Here is a 17,018-nt window from a genome sequence, read left to right on the forward strand (position 1 = left end):
ATCCCCCTCAAATGATTTCATCTCACTTTGCGTACATTTGGATGATATACTTTGCGAAGATGACGCTTACACGTTAACTGAGGGCATATCGCTACTCAACGGACTATATGTTACATTATTATTATGATATATTCAATACAAATAACGATACAAAAAATACATTAATTCATAACAATGAATGAAATGTCATTTTGAACGAAGAAGATGAGATATTTTGTAGACTAAAATCTTCTTCATAACAACGAATGTAAGGAAGCGTGTATATGGACCGACAAAAATCAAAATACAAAGAAGTCTATCAATATCTATATAACGACATCAACAATGGCACTTATCAGCCTGGACAGATGATCCCGACCGAAAAAGAGTTAATGGAACAGTTTAACGTCAGTCGTGTGACAACGAATCGAGCGCTGCAACTGCTGGTGAATGAAGGCATCATCGAGCGCAAAGCAGGCATTGGTTCGTTTGTTTCCAACAATCTCGACGAAACGAAAATCCCTGCTATACCCACCGCTCCATCGACCATCGAATCCAACACGACAAAGCAGATTCGCAAAATCGGTCTTGTCGTGCCCTATATCAGCAGCATTTACGGAAATAGAATCCTCAGTGAACTGGAAGGCTTATGCACCAAACAAAACATCGTTCTCTCCGTCGCCTGCTCTTATGCCGAACAGGAACAAGAAAAGGAGGCCATCAATCGTCTTGTCGCGTCAGGCGTCGAAGGATTGGTCGTATTCCCAGTCAACGGCGACTATTACAATGAGGCACTATTGAAACTGAATGTGGAGAAGTTCCCATTGGTGTTGATCGACAAAAACTTGCAGGGAGTACCCTTTTCCTGTGTTTCGACCAATAACGAAAAAGCCGCATATGATTTGACATCCCATCTGATAAAACTCAATCACCAGCATATCGGCTTTATTATGCCCCTCGCCAACTCCACCTCGACCTTAATTGAACGACTGGATGGATATCGATCCGCCTTGACAGATGCCAATTTACCAGTACGTGAGGAATTCATTTTATCCGGGGTTGACACGGTCAACATCAACAACAACGAAGTGGACGGCCGATATCTCGAGACGCTTAAGCTTTTCTTTTACCAACATCCAGAAATCACGGCAGTGGTTGCGACGGATGATGCCATCGCGCAAAATGTACTGGAAATCGCCATTTCCATCGGCAAAAAAGTCCCCGAAGACCTGTCCATCGCCTGTTTCGACGGACCGCGTCCGCGCTTACACAGCTGGAATTTCACGCACATGGAACAGGACGAAGTCGGCATGGCCAGAAAGACTTTCGAAATTCTCATCCGCTTAATGAACGACACTACCCGTCAGCAGGCGTACAAACCGGTTCACATCGAGTTGACCGCTTCTTTTCAGATGGGAGAATCGACCGCCAAACGCCCCTAGAACCTTGACCGCAAAAAACTGCGACGCGTCTGACACGTCGCAGTTTTGCATCTCTTCATTCTGCTTATTGATTTGCTGGTTCAGCTAGAATTTTATTGACCGCTTTTGCAGCGTCTGCCAAGGCTGTCGACGGTGACATCCCACCCTCTATCGCCTGATTCCAATACTGAGTCAAGGCTTGCACAACTTCTGTCTGATGCGGGAAATCAGAGACTTGGCCTTGCAAACTCGGTGAAGTGACAACCTTCTTGTTCGGATCATAATACTTATGCTGCAATTTCGTGTATGATTTGGCGACAGCATTTGTGATGCCTTGGTTAAAACCAGGATTGTTCAAAGCTTGCACAGTGTTTGCACCCACATCGCCACTTGTCGCTTTATAGAATGCTAACTGATTCTTGACTGTTAAAAACTCCATCCCCAAATCAACTGCCAACTGCGGATGTTTCGATTGTGCACTGACCGCCCAATACCAACCACTCCCCGCCTGCTCATGTGTCGCAGAATAAGGACCAGTTACCGGCGGTCCTACTTTAATTTCGTTTTCAATCGGACCCCAGCTGTTCTGCAAATCACTAATCAGACCTGAACCGTAGCTGGCTATGGCGCCTTGCACAAATAAATTCGTCGGGTCGGCGGATGAACCGGTGTCCGGGTCATACGCACCTTGTTTGTAGGCATTCGCGTACATCGTCAACACCTTCACGCCCTCTGGTGTATCGAATGCCGCTTTTTTGAAGTTTGACGTCAACAACGGCACACCGTAATCGTACAATTCCAGACAAGCATTCGTGTTACTGAAAGTGGTTGCCTCAGATTGCGTTTGAACTGGACTTAACGCCCAATACGCATGCGGATCTGCCTTATGCAGTTTAACCGCGTCCTGCAAGCTCTGCGCAACGGTCGTCGGCAGTTGTGTGATGCCAGCTTTTTTCAGCAGCGACATGTTATACATCGGCAAGCTGGGCAGCGGCGTCGTTCCGTAAAACGGGAAAGCATATAACTTCTTGTTCACCGTCATCGTTTGCACTGCAGCAGGGAAGAAAGAAGCAATTTGCGCCTTCGTCAGATACTGATTCAACGGGGCATAGTATTTATAAACCTGCTGGACTGCTGTTGCATCATTGATCAAATCCGGAGAACTATTCCCCTGATAAGCCGCAATCATTTTCTGATCAAATCCCGTCGCGGGGACATCCACCCAGTTTACCTTCACACCGGGATGCGCCTTTTCGAACTGCGAGATCACACCATCGATATAGGGTTTGAATTTCTCCAATTGATAAGTCCACATCGTAAGCGTGATGGTCTTTGAACTATTGCCCCCACTATTTCCGCCAGATGTGCCACAGCCGACGATCATAGCCATACTCAATGCCACAGACGCGGCAGCAGCCAGCCTCTTTTTCATTTTTTTCAAGCTAAATCCCCCTCTTTTTTATCCTTGAATTTTCGATGAGCTTCGATTTCAACTCCATCCGTGTGTGCTGCCTTTGCAAAAGTCATGTCATCCAAACATATTGTAATAATATATTCTTAGATACAATAAAGCAATCGCTTTCAACATGATATTTTAAATTTCGACGAAAACTGCGTTTTTTACTGTTAGATCTAGCGTGATGCTAAGCGTTTTAGTGTGATTATTGTTGATCAAGCATCATATATGTAATTACATTAACTTTCCTAAGTATACAAACTAAAGGGATGAACGCATTGGTTCATCCCTTTATCAACTGAGCGCGTAAAATAGAGCTGGAGGTGGTATGTATACTGATTTGTTCATGCTCCCAAAACGCATCGTCTCCTATGACTTCACCGCCCCAGCAATCCCCTCCATGAAGTACCTTTGTGCAAAGATAAATATGATGATGACGGGAACGACCGAGATCGTGGCGGCAGCGGCCATGGCCGTGTAATCTGTGTTGTAGGTTCCGACAAAGGAAAACATCCCGACAGCCAACGTGCGCAAATTAGGACTATTTAAGGTGAGCACCAGCGGGATCAAAAAAGAATTCCAACTGCTAATAAATTGCATGATGGCGACTGTCGCAATGACGGGCTTGGCAGTCGGCAACATCACGCTCAAAAATGTTCGCAAAAAGCCGCACCCGTCCATTGAAGCTGCATCCTCAAGCTCCTGTGGAATCGCTCGAAAATACGCAGAAAACATCAAGATGAACATAATGTGAACGCCAGACGCTTGCCCCAAAATGATACCCAACAGATTATTGTTCAGTCCAAGCCCTTTCATCAATTGATAAAATGGAATGATGGTAAAGCCTTGAGGAACAAACAATAGTGCTGCAATGATGCCAATGATGATCTTTCTCCCTGGAAACGCGACACGCCCCAAGGCATAACCGGTTAACGACGATACAGCGATAACCAAAGCTACCGTGGCGACTGTCGTGATGACCGTATTCATGAAATACGCAGAGAAGTGCGCGCCGTTCCAAGCCCGCGCAAAGTTCGCGAAATGGAAAATCCCCGGCCACGGATTGGCAGAAAAGAAGCCGATCTCGCTTTTAAATGACGAAGAAATGGTCCAGATGAATGGATAAATCCATATGATTCCAATTAGCGCCAAGATAATATGCTGTAAGATATACAAATTTCTACCTTTCATCAACATACACACCGTCCAATATCACATTTTATCGATCCCGATTGGTCAACTTCACCAGCCCGCCAATGAACAAACAGATCATCGATACAAATATCCCTAAGCAAACGCCACCCGCCGAAGCGTAACCCATCTGCGGCAGTCCTCCCCCCACAGCCGACGAGTTAAACGCATAGTTATATACGTATACGTCTAAGGTTTGGGTCGCAAAGGACGGACCTCCACCGGTGAACGTCATAATGAGATCAAAAGCGCTCATGCCATTGACGATGGTAAACAACAAAACAACAGCTGAAATCGGCTTTAACATCGGTAGTGTGATGAATAGCATCCGCTGCCATCTGTTTGCACCATCAAGCTCAGCCGCCTCATAAGTTTCTTCTGAAATCGTCTGCAAACCAGCCAACCAATAAACCATCACGACACCAATGTATTTCCAGGAACCAATGACAATGGCCAGAACCATGGCAATTACAGGTGAATTCAACCATTGTATTGCCTGTCTCGACAAATGGGTGGAAAGCAAAATTGTGTTGACCAATCCCTGATTCGTATTACTAAATATCAATTGCATGACGACACCGACGATTGCAGTCGTCGTTACCACCGGTATAAAGTACAAAACACGATAAAATCCTCTGCCTTTGAATTTGGGGTTATTCAGCAGAACTGCAAGGATGAAACCAATTGGAATCACAATGATTGTTTCTCCAACGATATATTCAATCGTATGACGAAAACTCTTCCAAAACAGAGGGTCCTGAAATAATTTCGTATAGTTGGCGACTCCTATAAATTCGTTGATCGGTCCAATTCCGGTCCAGTCGAATAGAGAATAAACATAACTCATTACAATTGGGTACAGTGTCAATACGAAAAAAAGAATAGCTTGCGGTAAAATAAACGCATATGCCCAAAAATAGCGCTTATATTTCATCTTCGTCAGCCAGGTTCCTTGAGCAGTCCTCGACTTTCCCACAGCAGTTTCTAATTGTTGCATTGAATGCACTCCTCTGCTTTACCGTAGGCAGAGAACTGGCCCAAAGGAGTGTACAGATATGTGGTTCCCTCCTATGAGCCAATCACTCTCCATACCAGCTTCATCGTCATCAAACCAGGTAGTCAGCTACCCAGCTTCGTGTAATCCGAGTTTGTGTACGATTTGAAAGGAACCCAATTTGGAAACTGGAAATCCTTCTCCGTGACTTTTCCATTTGACTGTTGAATCGACTTGGCGAGCAATTGGTTGTACTGCGAAGTCAATTTTTGCAAAGAACTTGTGACATCCTTGACTTGTCCAGTCAGATACCCTTGCAATATCGTGCCAATGTTTTGCGTTGGCTCGCTGCTATCAAATTGCTCCATCACATTGATGGTTGCGCTGTTCCGCTGATATACGTTCGGAAGCGCAACCGAAGTAGACTCTAAATCGTTCAATATTTGCGAAACCTGTGAAAATGCAGGTTTGCTGGGTTTCACGATTTTTGCTGTGTCATATCCTTCATTCGCCATCAGCGGGTACAAATAATTCGCTAAATATTTCACAAAGGTACTCGCTTGCTGCCAGTGCTTCGTGTTCGCGTTAATGGCCAATCCTTCTGGAGTAGGCCCTGTGTATCCCCAATAGTATGGTTTGCGGTTCCAAGTGGGCAGTTTAGCAACCCCCCAATCTTTGAACCCCAGGCCCTGAATCAGCTCTCCACCCCAGTCTCCATCGATTTCAAACGCAGCTTGACCTGCCGCCAGCGCCGCTCGCGCTTGTGGCTTCGACAAAGTCGTCACATCGTCGGGATCGAGCGCATGACCAGTCATCATCTCTTTGAAAAAATTCATAACCTGCACGTATCCAGGACTGTCAAACTCGTATTGCCCAGTCTTATCGTTAAAACCATTGCTATCCACCGCAGGAGAAATGGAAGATGCGATTTCCGATAGTAAACCAGGATTGTTCATCGGCTCAGCTAAACCGTAAACCTTGCCGCCTGATTTTTGATATATGGTCTCACTTTCTGTCATGAGTTGATTCCACGTTGTAGGCACACCCAATCCATACTTCTTCAGTAAATCTTTGTTGTAGTACAACATATTCCCGGAGTGATCCGGCGCGTACATCGGCAACATGTACACTTGATCGCCCATTGTGCTGTATCCTTCTGTAAAGGTCCCCGCAGGATATGTCTTTTGAACAGAAGCGGGAAAAATGGAATTAAGGCTATGTAATGTGTTCAGCGCAACGTACTGAGGGAGGCTATACGCGGATAGGGCGAAAACATCCGGCAGAGAATTCCCGGAAACTGCAGCTTGATATTGCTGTGTTTCAGTAGTGACTGGAATCTCTTGAAATTTCACTTTAATGTTCGGATACTTTTTCTCGAATCCGTTGACTGCTTGGGTTAATATCGTCTGCAATTCGGGATGACGATCCCAGAACGTAATGGTGACCGTTTGATTCGACTGAGACTGCGATTGCGACGGCGAAGCACACCCTATCGTAGCGATGCTAATTGACAAGGTGATGCCCACAGATGATGCAACTTTTACCACTTTCTTTTTCATAGCACGACCTCCGCTGTATACAAGTTTTCTCCTATACCACGAATCCTGGAAGAAGGCGATTTATCGTCTGATAAATGCAATTTCTCCCCACAATTCTCTCCAGCAAATCAGAAAGGCTCTTGCATCTCTTCCCGTTGGAATCAAGGTTCCAAACAAATAAGAGATACAAGAGCCTTCAGTTGACTGATCGGCATAAATTTCATTTCATAATTTTCATTTAACATACTCAAAGTAATCACATATGTCAACTACGGATAAAAACTTTACTAGACTTGAAAGCGAGCGTGGAACAAAAGTGATCATCCACATATAGACTAGCGTCAGTTCAACTGCGGTTCCGGTGTAAGTTGACGGATATGCTGTGTCAGGCGCACGGTGATTTCATACTTGAGAAATGGCGTGATCAAATATATGCCTTTATAATACTGCAATGCAGCTTCACATAACTTTTTCGCCACGTTGAATCCGACTTCCGGCGCATCCTCTGGCGCTGCTTCCCGCATAGCGGTCAATACCTCATCTGGAATGGTGATGCCCGGCACCTGATGATGCAAAAATTCCGCGTTGCGCAAACCCGTCATCGGCATGATGCCAATCATCACCGGCACCCCTAAATCCCGCGTCGCAACTGCAATCTGCTCCATTGTCCGCTCTTCGTAAACAGGCTGCGTCATGACGTAATCCGCGCCGGCCGCGACCTTGCGCTTAAGCCGCTCAACCGCCTTTTCAAAATTGCGCACATGCGGATTGAACGACGTGCCGATGACAAATTCAGCAGGCTTTCGCAATGGACTGCCCGAAAAGCCCACACCTTCATTCAAACGCCGCACCATCTTCGTCAAATCGGTCGAAGAAACGTCGTACACCGACGTGGCGCCAGGCAAGTCGCCGTACTTGGACGGATCGCCTGTGACCAATAAAATGTTGCGGATCCCCAGCGCATGCAGCCCCATCAGATGCGATTGTTGACCAATCAGATTTCGATCCCGACACGCCACATGCACCAATGGTTCAATGCCAAACTGTTTCAGCATGCTCGCCAAGGCCATGTTGCTCATCCGCACCATGGCCAAAGAGTTGTCCGCCATGGTGATCATGTCTGCTCCAGCCGCCGACAGCGCGCGTGCGCCTTGAATGTATCGTTCGCAGTTGAGCGTCTTTGGCGGATCCAATTCGACAATGATCGTGGTGCCCGCATTCACTTGCTCCACCAACGAAACACTGGTTGGCCGAATGATGTCGTACATGTGTCCAGTATCTGGCTTGCTCGGCTGCGCTTGGACTGTCGTTTGTTCAGTCGGCACTGCAGTTTCCTGCCACACTTCAGACGTGTCCAGGGTCTTCAAGCGCTGAACCAAGGTCTGAATGTGCAACGGCGTCGTTCCACAACACCCGCCGAGCCAAGTCACGCCCAGTTTCGCGATCTGAATCATCAAATCAGAAAAGTAATCTTCATCACCAGTGTAGGAGAGGCCTTCCGTTTCGCTGCGATGCAACATGCCTGCGTTCGGAACAGCAGCAAATGTGCCTTCTTGTAAAGTAAGCCGCTCATACGCCCGCAATATGCCATATGGGCCTAGTCGACAGTTTAACCCCGTGACGTCAGCCCCGCCCTCCCGCAACAAAGAAAAAGCTTTTTGCAGTGGTACGCCGTCCCGGGTCACACCGACTTCCTCAGGAGACAAGTTTGCAACAACCGGAAGATTGGACAGGTTGCGGACAACCTCCAATGCGAGTGAGATCTCCTCCAAGTCAGGAAAGGTCTCCAGCACCCAACCGTCAATCCCCGCGGCCATCAGCGCTTTTGCCTGTTCCTCATATTGGGCCTGCAACTCCACGCGCTCTTCCTGCAACAACGCGCCACCGTAGCGAGTGGTGCCGCGAATGGCGCCAATGGTGCCAAATACAGCAGCCTGGTCAGCGCATGCTTGGCGAGCAATGGCAACGGCTGCCTGGTTGACCTCGTCGACCTTGTCTGCGAGGTCGTACCGTGATAGGTTGCTTCGGTTGGCTGCGAATGAATTGGTTTGAATGACGGTCGCACCCGCGTTCACATAAGCGCGATGCACCTGCTCGACGATATGAGGAGAAGAAAGATTCAACTCCTCCGCACAAACTCGAATCGGCACCCCACACTGATGGAGATAGGTCGCCATCGCGCCATCGCCAATCACAAATTTGCGATGACCAACTTGGATACTTGCGATCCCTTTACCTGCTTCGTCCGCTGCCATGCGACTCTCCCTCATCTCTTCTAAAAATCAACGATATGTGAAAGTTTCATTCCCTACGACCGTCAAGCCATTTCCTCACGCAGTTCAACATTGAAATACTTGGCTTCCGGGTGACTGAATGCGAGCGCCGACACCGACGCTTCCGGGTCCATCATGAACCCATCCGTCAGATGCAGACCGATGTCACTTGGCTGCAACAAGTCAAACAAGGTCGCTTGCTGTTCTAAATCAGGGCATGCCGGATAACCGAAGGAAACGCGAATCCCCTGGTAACGGGCAATGAATCGCTCCCGCATGCTGAGCCCCAATGGATCCGGAAATCCCCACATATCGCGCAACATCTGATGCACCCGTTCCGCAAACGCTTCTGCAAGCTCCAGCGCAATCGACTGTAAGGCATGCGCGCGCAAATACTCACCAGCTGTTTTTAACCGTTCTGCCTCATTCCGAATTTGGCTGCCAGTCGTCAGCGCAAACATCGCCATATAGTCCATGGTCCCTTGTTCAATGGGGCGAACAAAATCCGCGACGCTCAAAAACGGCGCCTTGGCTTGACGCGGGAAGGGAATGCGCGCGCGAATTTCCTTTTGATCCGGCGCATAAATGACGAGATCGTCCCCATCGGCAACCACAGGGAAGAACTGATACACCGCATTCGCCTTCACCCACTCCTTGGCGCTGGCTTCGTGTATCAATTCATCTACCATTTCCAGCAACGACAGAGCCTGAGTATCCCTATCAGCGATCCGCTTCTCGACATTCCCAGACAGGCCGAGATGTTTGCCAAGTAACATCTGCAAATTCAGGTACGGGCGAATCATTTTCACGGGATAATCCCGCAAAATGTGACGTTCTAAATCAGGTGGCGTAAACACAGGCGCATCACGCCGCAAGTCTGACGCTCTCTTCACCGTCGCCACAGTGGTCACCGTTTGTTTTTCCATTTGCGCCACAAACGTTTGCCTATCTGCGGCATTTTTGGCGAGCAACTCCGATTTCTGTGACACGTCCATCAATCGATTGGCAAAATCGAGTCCTTCCATCGCATCCTTCGCATAAATGACCGGCCCTTGATACTTGTCAGCGATTTTGGTCAACGTAAACTTCTTCGTCAGTGCAGCACCGCCGACAAGCAGAGGCAAATCGATGCCAGCATGGGTAAAATCGTCGGCCGTAATGACCATCTGCTGCGCCGATTTCACCAGCAGCCCGGAAAGCCCAACCATGTCTGGCTTGTGCTCACGAACCGCCTGTATCAATTGGTCAGAGGGCACTTTGATACCGAGGTTAACCACCTCATATCCATTGTTGGCTAAGATGATCTCCACCAAGTTCTTTCCAATATCATGGACATCTCCCTTGACCGTGGCCAATAATAGGCGGCCTTTGGTGTGGGATTCCGTCTTTTCCATATGCGGTTCGAGATAGGCTACAGCCGCCTTCATCACTTCCGCACTTTGCAGCACTTCGGCGACAATCAGCTCGTTGTTATTGAATAAACGCCCAACTTCACTCATCCCGTCCATCAATGGACCATTGATGATATCAAGCGGCGGCATATCCTGTAACGCCAAATCCAAATCTGGCAGCAGGCCGTCTTTTGTCCCTTCCACCACATAGCGAGCGAGCCGTTCATCCAGTGAAAGATCTTCCCGCACAATGTTCGACGTCACCCGCCGTTCGCGAAACCGCTCAGTGAACTCTGCCACCACCGCATCTGTGGTCTCAAACAGCAGCTTGTCGGCCAAGACCCTATCCTCTTCTGCAATGGACGCATAGCGCTCCAAGCGCTCGCTGTTGACAATCGCGTAGGATAGGCCCGCCTTCGTGCAATGGTACAGGAACGCGGCGTTTAACACTTCTCTACCCGCTGGCGGCAGGCCAAATGAAACATTGCTGACGCCAAGCAAAGTCGGGCACTCCGGTAAGCGCTCCTTCAGGATACGAATGGCCTCGACTGTTTCCAGCGCTGATCCAATGTAATTTTCATCGCCCGTGCCAACGGGGAACGTCAGCGGGTCGATGATGATGTCGGCTCGCGAAAGGCCATATTTTTCTTCCAGCAGCCCGACAATTCGAAGCGCAATCTCCACTTTGCGCTCGCGTGTGACCGCCATTCCCTGCTCATCAATGGTTCCCACCACCAGCGCAGCGCCGTATCGCCGCGCCAAGTTTGCATAAGTGGCCAGCCTTGGCTCCCCATCTTCCAAGTTGGTCGAATTGATGATGGATTTCCCCTGAATTTTCTTCAGTGCCGCTTCCACAACGACTGCATCTGTGGAGTCAATCATCAGTGGCACTTTGACTTTGCGAACCACCAACGACAACAGTTGGTCTACGTCAGCCAATTCATCCCGGTCTGGGTCCTGTAAATTGAGGTCGATCACCTGCGCGCCAGCCCGCACCTGCGCACGGGCGATTTCAGAAGCCGCATCAAAATCACCGCTGGCGATCAACCGACGGAATTTGCGCGAACCTAGCACATTGGTCCGTTCCCCGACGAAAACCGGTCGTTGATCATCTGACAATATGAAAGCATCCATCCCTGCCACGGCATGTTCGTGCGGCGTGGCCAATTGACGCGGCGCCAAACCTTGTACTTGTTCAGCGAGCGCGCGGATATGATCCGGCGTCGTACCGCAACAACCGCCTGCGATGTTGATCCAGCCTTCACGCGCAAAATCGGACATTTTTTTGGCGAAGGCATACGGCGTTTCCAAATAGCGCCCTTCCTCGTCTGGCAAGCCTGCATTGGGGTGACAACTGACAGAACACTGTGCCAGCTCCGACAACGCGCGCATGTGATCCCGCATCAGTTCCGGACCAGTGGCGCAATTCATGCCTACTGCGAAAGGCTTCAGGTGCTCAATCGACAGATAGAACGCCTCAATGGTCTGTCCAGCAAGTGTCGTGCCCATTGCCTCTATCGTGCCGCTGACCATTATCGGCACTTTGCGGCCAAGTTTTTCTTCCACTTGTTGAATCGCCCTGCCTGCCGCCTTGACATTCAACATGTCTTGGGATGTTTCCACCATCAAGAAGTCGGCGCCGCCAACCATCAACCCTTCTGCTTGCACGGCGTAACTTTCCACGAGTTCATCAAAAGTTGCACCACCTGTGACGGACAAACTTTTCGTGGTAGGACCCATAGAGCCCGCGACAAAACGAGGCTTTTCGCGCGTGCTGTAAGCATCTGCTGCTTCCCGCGCCAGTTGCGCCGCTAAGCGGCTGATTTCAAACGCTTGGTCGGCGAGATCGTACTCAGCCAACACAAGCGGTGTACTGCCGAATGAGTTGGTTTCAACAATGTCGGCACCTGCAGCCAAATAACCCGCATGAATATCACGAATGACGTCAGGGCGGGTCACATTTAAATATTCATTACATCCCTCAAGTGCTGCACCGCCAAAGTCATCAGCCGTCAATTCACGCTGCTGAATCATGGTGCCCATCGCACCGTCGAGAATGAGAATACGTTCTTTTAACAAGGATATGATCTGCTCTATCATGGCGACTCCTCTCCTCATCTGCATAGATCTGCTCAAAAATGAGGTGTTCCTCCTACGCAGTCCCCACCGTTCGCAGTGCCGTGATTGACCGATGTGTCCACCGCTCTACTGATTGTCTCTCGGGCATACGCGGTAGGTTTTATGTCTGATGTTGTCATTCTCTATACATAAGCTTTACATAAGGCAAGCAATCGAATCTACGGCCAAAAAACGCGCATTAAACAAATGATTTCAAAACATTGTAGCACAGCGAGATTATGCGGACTACCAGTCGTTATCAGATATTTGTCAATATACAAATGGTGGGATGGTCTTATTTGTGCCGAAAAAACGCTCTTAACGCCCGTTGCTACAACGCCTACACGCCCATACCGCGCCATTCGCTGCCTCGTTGGATTGACTTTTGATGATGGCGCTGGCAAGACGTGTCACTCATGCCGCGCAATTTACAAAAAAGCGCGGGAGTTTTCCCGCGCTTCACTGCTGGTTGTGACGTTGACCATTAGCCATTCGAGTGTCGAGTGCCATGTTTGACATTCGCACGATGGTACTGTTTCCACGGAACTGGCGTTATCGGCCTGTTGTCCATCATTTGATTCCGTTTCTCAACGAATGACTCAAAATGATGATTTTGCTCTAAAGCACCAACAAACGCGAAATTCTCATTGTGGTTTACAGTGTGTTGATTGGACATTCATCGCCACCCCCATCTTGTTTTTCCCGATATGGTGGCGACTCATGTACTTTAGCTCGTGGCTTTTATTTGCTGACTCAACCAATTGGCCACTTCAGAGATAGGAATGCGAGTCTGCTCCATGCTATCGCGGTGCCGTACAGTCACTGCCTGGTCGGTTTCAGAATCAAAATCATACGTAATACAAAACGGCGTGCCAATTTCGTCATGACGCCGATATCGTTTACCGATGGAACCAGACTCGTCATAATCGACGCTCAATGATGTCGACAACTCGCTAAACAGTTTGAGCGCAGATTCGCTTAATTTCTTGGACAGCGGGAACACTGCGGCCTGATATGGCGCGATGGACGGATGCAAATGCAGGACCACTCGCGTATCGTTCTCCCCTACCTGCTCCTCGTCATAAGCATCGGCGAAAATGGCCAAGAACAATCTGTCCAGCCCAATAGACGGCTCGATACAGTACGGTATGAACGGCTCGCCGCCCTCTTCCTGCATCGTCATATTTTCACCAGAATGGGTCGCATGTGCGCGCAAATCAAAATCTGTTCGATCCGCCACGCCAAGCAATTCACCCCAGCCAAACGGATATTTGAACTCCACGTCGGTGGTCGCGGCGCTGTAGTGGGACAATTGTTCTTTTTCATGGTCGCGCAGACGGAGATTTTCCTTTTTCATGCCAAGCATGAGCAACCAGTCATAACAAAACTGCCGCCAATATGCGAACCACTTTAAATCTTCACCCGGCGCGCAAAAGAACTCCAGCTCCATTTGATCAAACTCACGCGTGCGGAATGTAAAATTGCCTGGTGTAATTTCATTGCGAAAACTTTTCCCAACCTGACCAATGCCAAACGGAAGTTTTTTTCTCATTGTCCGTTGGACATTTTTGAAGTTGACAAAAATCCCTTGCGCGGTTTCCGGGCGCAAGTAGACTTCATTTGCCGCATCTTCAGTGACGCCCTGATTTGTTTTGAACATCATGTTGAACTGGCGAATGTTTGTAAAGTCCGTCTTGCCACAATCCGGACAAACGACACCATACGCCTCAAGCAATGCCTCCATCTTGGCAAAGGGCAATCCATCAACCATAATGTCCTCGCCTTTTGCACTAGCCGCTTCCTCAATCAGTTTATCGGCGCGAAAACGCGATTTACATTGCCGACAATCGACCATCGGATCATTAAAATTACCGACATGCCCAGATGCCACCCAGACTTGCTGATTCATCAAAATGGATGAGTCCAGCCCTACGTTATACGGATTTTGCACAATAAAATGCTGCCACCAGGCGCGACGAATATTTTGTTTCATTTGAGCGCCAAGCGGGCCATAATCCCAGGTGTTCGCCAATCCCCCGTATATCTCCGAGCCCGGGAAAATAAATCCCCGACGCTTTGCCAGTGATACAAGTTGTTCCATCGTTGTCTGCATATCGTTCCTCCCGTATCCAACCAATACGGCTATCATACTGGAAAAACACTCTGATAATCAATCACTATCAGGAGAGATTTACAAAATTCCGAGAAGCGCGTTTGCTCATGTATAATGATGTACAGCCTAAAGATGTCCAGAAAGTGGGCTAGCGCTGAGAGGAGTTAGAACATGAGAAACACAGACATCCAGATGGTATTTCTCGACATTGATGGAACACTGTTCGTCGAAGGAAAATTGGTTCAAAGCGGCATTCGGGCAGTTGAGCAACTTACCGCGCAGGGAATCCCTGTGGCCATCTGCACAGGGCGCTCGGTGTTGCATGCAAAACACGTACAAGACACACTGGATGTTCCCTATGGCATCTTCTTCAACGGCGGCCTCGTCCGCACCAAAACAGACGAATTGTTTGCTACCCCCTTCAAAGCAGACGATGTTGCAGGCATCGTGCACTACGCCCGTTCGCACGGCATTTCAACCATCCTTCACACGCACGAACGCGCGGTTTCCTTTGCGCCGATTCCCGAGCAGTACAAAGCGATTTTGGCATTCTTCGATTTTCCGTCCATTGAGATCGTGCCATTCGCAGTGGCCAATCTCGACAATATCAACATTTTTCAGATCAACGCGTTCATGACGCGCGAGTGGGATGCGGATTTTGAGACGCGATTCCCGGCGAGCTACATCTATAGATGGGATACAAGAGCGGTTGATTTTCAACGAAGGAAGTCGGATAAGTCGATTGGCGCCAAACATCTGCTTGATCATTTGGGCATCAAACCAGAGCATGCGCTCCACATCGGGGATGGAGGCAATGACATCGGCATGTTCAAAACGCTTGGCTATTCCTATGCGATGGGCAACGCGACCGACGACGTGAAACAGTTCGCCAAACGGGTGACGACTAACGCAGAAGACGATGGTGTGGCGCGCGCTTTACACGAGCTTGGCCTCATCTCCTGACACTTTGATGGCACAAAACAAGTCGTGATCGAACAAACGTTTGCCATCGACGTCCTTTATATGTTACGATTGCGCCAAAAGATGACAAGGGATGTGTAGAACCGTGACCCAACTCACCGCAAGGCAAGAGGCGATTCTCGATTTTATTCGGAAAAATTTAAATGAAAAGGGATATCCACCTTCTGTACGGGAAATCGGTGAAGCAGTGGGCCTCGCGTCCAGTTCTACTGTCCATGGTCATTTGGAACGTCTGCAGCAAAAAGGTTACATCCGGCGAGATCCAACCAAGCCGCGCGCCTTGGAACTACTTCAGGACACGGGCGATTCGATGATGAATGACGAAGCAGCGAGCACGACGGTAATGGCCCCCATTCTCGGCCGTGTCACAGCGGGACAGCCCATCGCCGCGTTTGAGGACATTCAGGGATACCTTCCCCTCTCTCCGGAATTCGCCCATAACGAAGACGTTTTTGCGCTGAACGTCAGCGGCGACAGCATGATTGAAGCAGGCATTTTTGACGGAGACATGGTGATTGTCAGGCGGCAATCCCAGGCCATCAACGGAGACATTGTCGTGGCCATGACAATGGATGACGAAGCCACTGTCAAACGCTTCTTTCGTGAACAGGGACGCGTGCGACTTCAACCGGAAAACAGCCGTTTAGCGCCGCTCTACTATCCGGACGTGGTCATCTTAGGGAAGGTCATTGGCGTTTTTCGCAGTCTGCGCTAAAAGACGCTTTCAGCCGTTCGCGACTTATTCGCGACTTAATTCAGCCATGTCGTTGGAACTTTATCCATCGTCAATTGGCATCTTCCTCAACATTTGAGAACAGTCGGATGATTGCCAAACTGTAGACGCTGATTTAATCTACGTATTCATCATGCTTTGGGAGGCTATGAGCATCCCCGCTCCCCCCTATAGAAAGAGCATGTACACCTCTTTCTCCGGGAGTAGCTCAAAACCGAATTTTGCATATAGGTGTTTAGCGGGTGTATTCTCCCTGTCTGTCTCAAGTTGTAGTCGGTTTGCGCCCTTCCCCTTTGCAAGCGAGATGGCGTGCGACAATAGCGTCGAAGCAACACCGATTTCTCGATATGCAGGCAGTGTATACAAAGCCTGCACCCGCAAAACCGGCAGACCTTTTGAAGTGGAAAATCCCCAATCAAGCACGATAAATCCAACGTATGTCTCATCGTACCGCGCAAGAAAAGGTGTCGCAATTTGATAATGCAGAAAACGCTTTAAGATCTGCTGAGCTTCTGTTTGCTGTTCATCTGAATATTCGACGCCATACAGATAGCTTGCTAAGAGAATGCTGGCTTCCGCTATCAACGGTTGAGTCAGCGCCACAATCACTATTTTCCCTCTTGTCAAATGTTATCCCTCCCTCCTCCAATTCATCTATACCTACTGTAAAGTTAAAGTTACTCCATTCGCCATATCCTGCAACTCGAGTAACGCTTTTTGCTTTCTAGTACACCTGTGCACCCATGCACGTAATCGCTCTTTTCACAACATCCAAAAAAAGCACCCACGCCTACATCGGAATGCAGACGGTGGATGCTTTTTCTTAAACA

11 protein-coding genes are annotated in these 17,018 nt (G+C 48.9%); 3 read left to right on the forward strand and 8 right to left on the reverse strand.

Features of this window, described 5'->3' with window-relative positions; translation table 11 throughout:
- Window positions 1–263 precede the first annotated feature (263 nt).
- Entirely contained in the window at window positions 264–1,421 is a 1,158-nt protein-coding gene (locus tag ACFSB2_RS07535) for a GntR family transcriptional regulator (RefSeq protein WP_377942422.1), read from the forward strand.
- A 64-nt stretch (window positions 1,422–1,485) separates the two neighbouring features.
- Here the strand turns inward: ACFSB2_RS07535 and ACFSB2_RS07540 are convergent, their stop codons facing one another.
- The 7 genes from ACFSB2_RS07540 to ACFSB2_RS07570 form a co-directional block, all read right to left on the reverse strand.
- Window positions 1,486–2,832 (reverse strand): extracellular solute-binding protein, encoded by a 1,347-nt coding sequence (locus ACFSB2_RS07540; RefSeq protein WP_377942608.1) that lies wholly within the window; start codon window positions 2,830–2,832, stop codon window positions 1,486–1,488.
- 393 nt (window positions 2,833–3,225) lie between these two features.
- Entirely contained in the window at window positions 3,226–4,047 is an 822-nt protein-coding gene (locus ACFSB2_RS07545) for a carbohydrate ABC transporter permease (protein ID WP_377942423.1), read from the reverse strand.
- A 28-nt stretch (window positions 4,048–4,075) separates the two neighbouring features.
- Window positions 4,076–5,044 (reverse strand): carbohydrate ABC transporter permease, encoded by a 969-nt coding sequence (locus ACFSB2_RS07550; RefSeq protein WP_377942424.1) that lies wholly within the window; start codon window positions 5,042–5,044, stop codon window positions 4,076–4,078.
- Between the two features lie 122 nt (window positions 5,045–5,166).
- Window positions 5,167–6,600: an ABC transporter substrate-binding protein gene (locus ACFSB2_RS07555; protein ID WP_377942425.1), complete on the reverse strand. Its 1,434-nt coding sequence runs from the start codon at window positions 6,598–6,600 to the stop codon at window positions 5,167–5,169.
- A 320-nt stretch (window positions 6,601–6,920) separates the two neighbouring features.
- Window positions 6,921–8,834 carry a bifunctional homocysteine S-methyltransferase/methylenetetrahydrofolate reductase gene (locus tag ACFSB2_RS07560; RefSeq protein WP_377942426.1) on the reverse strand — a complete coding sequence of 638 codons (1,914 nt, stop codon included), beginning with the start codon at window positions 8,832–8,834 and terminating at the stop codon, window positions 6,921–6,923.
- A 62-nt stretch (window positions 8,835–8,896) separates the two neighbouring features.
- The gene (gene metH, locus ACFSB2_RS07565) at window positions 8,897–12,343 is read right to left on the reverse strand and encodes a methionine synthase (protein WP_377942427.1); all 3,447 of its coding nucleotides are present in this window, start codon (window positions 12,341–12,343) and stop codon (window positions 8,897–8,899) included.
- 745 nt (window positions 12,344–13,088) lie between these two features.
- Entirely contained in the window at window positions 13,089–14,474 is a 1,386-nt protein-coding gene (locus ACFSB2_RS07570) for a glycine--tRNA ligase (RefSeq protein ID WP_377942428.1), read from the reverse strand.
- Window positions 14,475–14,645: 171 nt separating this feature from the next.
- Between ACFSB2_RS07570 and ACFSB2_RS07575 the strand changes: the two genes are divergently transcribed.
- On the forward strand, window positions 14,646–15,437 hold the full coding sequence (locus ACFSB2_RS07575; RefSeq protein ID WP_377942429.1) for an HAD family hydrolase: 792 nt from the start codon (window positions 14,646–14,648) through the stop codon (window positions 15,435–15,437).
- A 103-nt stretch (window positions 15,438–15,540) separates the two neighbouring features.
- Entirely contained in the window at window positions 15,541–16,170 is a 630-nt protein-coding gene (gene lexA / locus ACFSB2_RS07580) for a transcriptional repressor LexA (protein WP_377942430.1), read from the forward strand.
- Window positions 16,171–16,356: 186 nt separating this feature from the next.
- Here the strand turns inward: lexA and ACFSB2_RS07585 are convergent, their stop codons facing one another.
- Entirely contained in the window at window positions 16,357–16,815 is a 459-nt protein-coding gene (locus ACFSB2_RS07585; RefSeq protein ID WP_377942431.1) for a GNAT family N-acetyltransferase, read from the reverse strand.
- Window positions 16,816–17,018 lie beyond the last annotated feature (203 nt).

The organism is Alicyclobacillus fodiniaquatilis, from assembly GCF_042678105.1.
Classification (GTDB): Bacteria; Bacillota; Bacilli; order Alicyclobacillales; family Alicyclobacillaceae; genus Alicyclobacillus; species Alicyclobacillus fodiniaquatilis.

Excerpts from the sequence above, each read along its gene's own strand:
- ACFSB2_RS07535 (WP_377942422.1), top strand. The coding sequence starts at position 264 with ATGGACCGACAAAAATCAAAATACAAAGAAGTCTATCAATATCTATAT.
- ACFSB2_RS07540 (WP_377942608.1), bottom strand. The coding sequence starts at position 2,832 with ATGAAAAAGAGGCTGGCTGCTGCCGCGTCTGTGGCATTGAGTATGGCT.
- ACFSB2_RS07545 (WP_377942423.1), bottom strand. The coding sequence starts at position 4,047 with ATGAAAGGTAGAAATTTGTATATCTTACAGCATATTATCTTGGCGCTA.
- ACFSB2_RS07550 (WP_377942424.1), bottom strand. The coding sequence starts at position 5,044 with ATGCAACAATTAGAAACTGCTGTGGGAAAGTCGAGGACTGCTCAAGGA.
- ACFSB2_RS07555 (WP_377942425.1), bottom strand. The coding sequence starts at position 6,600 with ATGAAAAAGAAAGTGGTAAAAGTTGCATCATCTGTGGGCATCACCTTG.
- ACFSB2_RS07560 (WP_377942426.1), bottom strand. The coding sequence starts at position 8,834 with ATGGCAGCGGACGAAGCAGGTAAAGGGATCGCAAGTATCCAAGTTGGT.
- metH (WP_377942427.1), bottom strand. The coding sequence starts at position 12,343 with ATGATAGAGCAGATCATATCCTTGTTAAAAGAACGTATTCTCATTCTC.
- ACFSB2_RS07570 (WP_377942428.1), bottom strand. The coding sequence starts at position 14,474 with ATGCAGACAACGATGGAACAACTTGTATCACTGGCAAAGCGTCGGGGA.
- ACFSB2_RS07575 (WP_377942429.1), top strand. The coding sequence starts at position 14,646 with ATGAGAAACACAGACATCCAGATGGTATTTCTCGACATTGATGGAACA.